Origin of the sequence: Methanolobus sp. (assembly GCF_016278385.1) — an archaeon.
Lineage (GTDB): Archaea > Halobacteriota > Methanosarcinia > Methanosarcinales > Methanosarcinaceae > Methanolobus.
Genome location: NZ_JADQBY010000042.1, coordinates 1 through 5,223 on the forward strand (window position 1 = coordinate 1; position 5,223 = coordinate 5,223).

Annotated in this window: 5 protein-coding genes; 1 reads left to right on the plus strand and 4 read right to left on the minus strand. The window is 32.6% G+C overall.

What is annotated here, in order from left to right; all coding sequences use genetic code 11:
* From QZZ23_RS13620 to QZZ23_RS13635, 4 genes are all read right to left on the minus strand, one after another.
* Positions 1-2,063 (minus strand): DNA polymerase domain-containing protein (locus QZZ23_RS13620; protein WP_292471175.1); only part of this gene is annotated, 2,063 nt, incomplete at its 3' end.
* A gap of 342 nt (positions 2,064-2,405) precedes the next feature.
* A complete protein-coding gene (locus QZZ23_RS13625) occupies positions 2,406-2,756 on the minus strand; it encodes a zinc ribbon domain-containing protein (RefSeq protein WP_292471178.1) in 351 nt (116 codons plus the stop codon).
* Positions 2,744-3,010: a hypothetical protein gene (locus tag QZZ23_RS13630; RefSeq protein ID WP_292471180.1), complete on the minus strand. Its 267-nt coding sequence runs from the start codon at positions 3,008-3,010 to the stop codon at positions 2,744-2,746. Before QZZ23_RS13630 ends, QZZ23_RS13625 begins: the two co-directional genes overlap by 13 nt.
* Positions 3,011-3,278: 268 nt before the next feature.
* On the minus strand, positions 3,279-4,271 hold the full coding sequence (locus tag QZZ23_RS13635) for a hypothetical protein (RefSeq protein WP_292471182.1): 993 nt from the start codon (positions 4,269-4,271) through the stop codon (positions 3,279-3,281).
* Between the two features lie 425 nt (positions 4,272-4,696).
* Between QZZ23_RS13635 and QZZ23_RS13640 the strand changes: the two genes are divergently transcribed.
* Positions 4,697-5,179 (plus strand): DUF2127 domain-containing protein, encoded by a 483-nt coding sequence (locus QZZ23_RS13640; RefSeq protein ID WP_292471184.1) that lies wholly within the window; start codon positions 4,697-4,699, stop codon positions 5,177-5,179.
* Positions 5,180-5,223 lie beyond the last annotated feature (44 nt).

The following is a 5,223-nucleotide window of genomic DNA, read 5'->3' on the forward strand; positions in this document are numbered from 1 at the left end:
CCGATATAGACACATCCTTTAGGCTTCAGATGCCTTCTTTGTAGAATTCCAACATTACCTTCAAATTTGGCTTCTGGATGATCTATGTACTCAACGAACACATCACTTAATGGCTTCCAGTATTCCCTTCCCTGAAATATGTCTCCTGTATTGTAATCTATGAACGGCTTCTCAACAGCAACCTGAGGATTCTTGTTGAAAGGAGCAACAGGTTTAACCTTCTCTCCATTTTCATTGACTTTTGTACCAACACCAACATCCATGAAATTGAAAGGCTTGATCTGTTTACTAAATTCCTTTCCTTCATTCACTTTCTTGAATCGTTTCAGAATATTTCCTGTTGATACTGCAAGTCTAGAGATAACTGCATAATTCTCATATTTCTCTAGTACATCAGGTAACTCTTCAGGATTGAAGTGAACTCTGAGAATATCTTCCCATAATCTCTTATGCCATTGGTCTCCTTGCTTCAATTCTCTACTAAATGGATTTGTGATATGACCTAATCCATGTAGTTTATAGAACAGTTTCTTACCTTCAGGAATGATGATCTTATTTCCAAATCTACGAAACAAGCAATATCTCTTTGAACTGATTCCATAGAACCAGATATCTTCCATCCCTTCCTCTATTTCCAGAATTGGTTTATCAAAATCATAAGGATTTAATGAATCGAACAGATGACTCAATTCGTCTGCAAGATCAGGAGGAACAAAGATTGAATCCGTATCCATGTAAGCGTGTACCTCTCCGTTATCCATCACAAACTTCTCTGCAATTGCAAGTAACAACCTTGCTCCTGCTGTAATGTTCGCACCAATCATTGGATTGAAAAAAGTACCTGTACTCTCAAGTGTTCCTTCAGTTTCAAATTCCTCTAAACTAAAAACATCCACTTTTTCCTTATTCTTTGGATGCATCTCAATATAAATTCCGTATGTAGTGGAATTATTGAGGATTTTCAAAGCTCTTTGTTGTGCATCCAGAACATCATATTCATGAGAATCCTTTGGTACTCTCTTCATATCCTGTTTGATTTCCTGCCTTCTTTCAACAAGCACTTTTATGAGATTATCCTTTTTTGGATTTACACGAACACCATAGATTTCTGTTTCTGTTAGACCTTCCTGTATACCTTCAGGAATGGACCTGATAGCCCTCTTGACCTTGGGAGACTTACCAGTAAGCAGCTTTGAAGCAAGAATATCAGGGAGAAAATAGTATAAAACACCTTTATAGGTTACATAGTTTATACCTATATTATAGCTATCTTTTTCGCTATCTTTTTCGCTATACTTAGTCCGTATAGGGAAAATATCGTTATCGGGCTCTATTTCTACTAGGATATTCATTAGTTTCCATGAATCCTTATCAAGAGCCTTATAAATATCAAAATAATCTATAAATTCTTGTATAGTATCTATACTAGATGCATACCTATTTTTCGTATCTAATGCCTTTATTTCTGTATAATTCGTATCTATATCTGTAATCTCTTCATACCGAATTCTATCAGCTACAACATAATCCCATAATCCAAGTAGTAAGGTTATAGTGGGATACATACTGAAAAAGTCAAGCACTGTAACCTCTACAGGCTTCTTTCTAATCTTACATTCACATCTTCCACCATAATAAGCACTCATAACCTTTCCTATAATTGAATTTGGAAACTCAGGGTTTTGTTGAAGGAATGGTTTTATGTTACACTGTTTTAGAGCTTGTTTTCCGAGTGAAGCGGCAGAATAGATATATGTCATAGGAATAGCCAACTGATACCTTTCGTATTCTTCTCTTACCTTTTTAAAGAGCTGATAGGTAGCTTGCGTATCATTAATGTTATACTGAATGTACTTTGGGGTAATCTTACCATACTTATCAATACCTTTTTTCTTAGTGTTAGTATCGAATATATCACAAGCCTTCTCAAGTGTAAGGGATTTGTTGTCTGTTAAAGTACAAGCTAAGTTACATATATCCAAAAAATGTCCTTTGAAGGTTCTTTCCTTTCTGTACTTACCCTTTGCTCTGGTAAATTCAACGTTGTATGATCTTCCTGTCAAATGCTTTATGCGCAGACGTGGATAAGTTGTATCTTCAGTTAGCTTAAAGGAAAAGCCATCTTTACCTGAATATCGCCCATATCCATAATCAAGAATAATCCTTGATCGATCGAAATTGATATTGTAACCTATGCAGAGTGTTTTTCGTTCAAAGACTTCCCAATAAAAGATTTTGATGAACTCTTCAAAGGAGAATAAGCGGACATTGTGCTTTTCCGCATATTCTTTCAGGATTTTGTACTCTTTTTCTGATACATGTCTCTTATCCCAAAATAGACATGCGTGTGAGCTCTGCTAAACTGCATATCAATTTTCCGAATATTCAACTACTAGTAAAAATACTTATATGTTTCCATTTTCCATATTCGGTAATTTGGTTCCACATTTCATGCAAAAAACCGCATCTGAAGGTAATTTAGTACCACATTTCATACAAAAAAGAACATCTTCAGTATCCTCATTTTTAATGGTGTCGGCATTGTTATTTACTATGTTATTGGGTTCTTTACACTGCTCCATGCATTTTTTGACAGTAATTAAAAAAGCCTCTGGATTTTCATTTTTTTGGGTATAGATAGGGATTGAATCTCCTTTCATATACAATTTTATAGGGGATTCCTTAAAAATTAAACCCTGTTTTTCACAGGTTATATTTTCTAGTCCTTCAATTGGGTGTGCTTTCAATTGTGGCAAAATTCATTCTCCTTTCTATTATAGTACAGTATTATATGTTTCTGTGTCAGTACTACACCAATAACTTCTGTTTTAGGATTATCAATCCCGAATATTCTTTGTCTATTATCGGTTAAATACATAGGTCTATTTTGTCCAAAGACTGCATCTACAATAAATTCACCTTCCGACAATTCAAAATTATTTTTAACAAAGCTCATTATAGCCATTGTAGTTGGTGTAAATGTTTTATCTGTTTTTCTTATTACTGTCACTCAATCACCACACATATCTCAACAAAATAGAGTTGTTATGGAAAAAACAAGTCAACATACAAAAGAGTTTGCATTTATCTTTCTTAATATTGATGTACCTTATTAGATTTTAAAAGACAACTTTAAGTCAAAACATATAATCAGTCTCAGAAATTTTTAAAAAAAAATCGAGTATGGAGAAAAATATTGAATATGATAAACCATTTACTCTAAGCTCTCGTGTTAGGGAAAGGTTGGAGATTTGGGAAGGATGTTAAAAACTCTCACATCAATTACTCTGGTTATTTTCATTGAAGAGAATTTTTTCTAAGTACGGGTTATTTATCTCGCTAAAACAAAAGGGATTTGGGAAAAAGAAAACCTTGCCAAACTTATCTTTAAAAAGAACACCACTCACATTTTTCATAAGAGACTCTGATAAGAACAAACCTTCATCTAATCTATATTCATAATTATTAGGAATTATCCCCTTTTCAAGTAGAAACTCGTTCCAACCATCTTTTTTTGCGTCATCAATTTCTTTCCAATATATTTCTTGCTTTTTACTATCAAGTACTGTTTTAAACTTATTATCCCTCCAAATTTCTAGTTTTTGTTTTTCAGATGGAGGGAATGTTGAGGAGATTATGGGAATTGAGGAATCCACACCATACAAAAGTCTATCTAAATCATCTGCCCCTATAAATTCTTGTTCACAATCAAAAGCAAGGATATAAGGGTATGTACGATGAACACCTGTAAATTCGGTTCTTTTTTCTGCTTTATTAAGCAATCTATATTTGACATATTCCCTTAAGTCTCTCTCAGGGACTTTAATGCATTCAGAAGTAATTATGCCTGGGTAACCATTCCCATAGTCTATTTTGTGTATTTCAAATACCATATGATCGGTGTCAATTTCAAAAGGGAAAGTAGAAAATGTACTGTTTTTAAATGTAGAATCAAACTTCTCTATACACGTTTCAACAAGAGCATTTTGTTTTCTTCTTTCTTCACCAAGTGCTTGTGGAACTGATAAATCATATTTTAATCTTACATCCACTCTATAAGAATAGATGCTTAAAAAATCCCTTAGATAAGTGATTATTTTCTCTGAAATGTAGGGGTTTTCATTAAGTTTTGTCACTTCTACATATACATTAGTTAAGTTCTTCTCACATAGTATATCTGGGGATTTGCCTTCAAAACAAACATCAGATAACATCGTGGTTTTATTTCCATTTCTCACCATTACTAGAGCCATTTTCAATTCAGATATCATTGAGGAAAATTTATTCAAGTTTGGTACATCTGTTACTACTTCCTGGATAGAGTTACAATGGAATGATCTTAACTCTGAAATTAAACTTTCTAGCACATAAAGATACTCTGTATTGTTATTATATTCTTCAAAAAAGATATGTTTCAAAATTGATTTAAATCAAAAGCCCAACACAAATTAGGATAATTTACCGTCATAAAAACAATGTATACTTAACTACACTATTAATTTTTCCACTAGTTTTTTCCACTTCTTTATACCTATCCAATTGCCATGGTTTGCAAATCTCACAAACAAGCCGAAACTTATTATTTTTGAAAAGCCCGTTTCGATATTTAGCTTCAATCCAGAATTCATCTTTGGTTCTGTTGATAAGGTTCAAGGAAACAACTAGCTTATCTTGTTTAGGATATATGTGGTCTAATATGTTAAAAAACAGAAAAGAAAACATTATACATGATATATTTATAATTGGGATTATCATAAAAGGAATAGATGGACTCCTTGAATTGATTGGCGGATTTATTCTTATTTCAAGTAAATCGGATACTATATCAAAGATAATACAAACTATTTTTAAACATGAAATTGCTCAAGACCCAACAGATTTACTTGCTAACTATTTTATTCAATTGTCTAATAATTTATCGATAAGCACCATATCCTTCGCAGCAATATATCTAATAATTCATGGCTCAATTAAAATAGGATTATTTTCAGGATTATGGTACAAAAAATTATGGACTTATCCTTTAGCAGGTATTTTGCTATCTTTTTTTGTGATGTATCAGTTGATACGATTTTTTAATACTCATTCTATATTACTTCTATTCTTAACATTGGTTGATATATTAATCATAATCTTATTAAGATTTGAATATAAAAGACTAAAACATTCGGCTCTGTAGAATTCCTCATTTTGACAACAAGCATAACCTTGACATACCTGTCA

What these genes read in the sequence shown, in the direction of transcription:
- QZZ23_RS13635 (WP_292471182.1), bottom strand. Translation starts at nt 4,271, where the DNA reads ATGATATCTGAATTGAAAATGGCTCTAGTAATGGTGAGAAATGGAAAT.
- QZZ23_RS13640 (WP_292471184.1), top strand. Translation starts at nt 4,697, where the DNA reads ATGTTAAAAAACAGAAAAGAAAACATTATACATGATATATTTATAATT.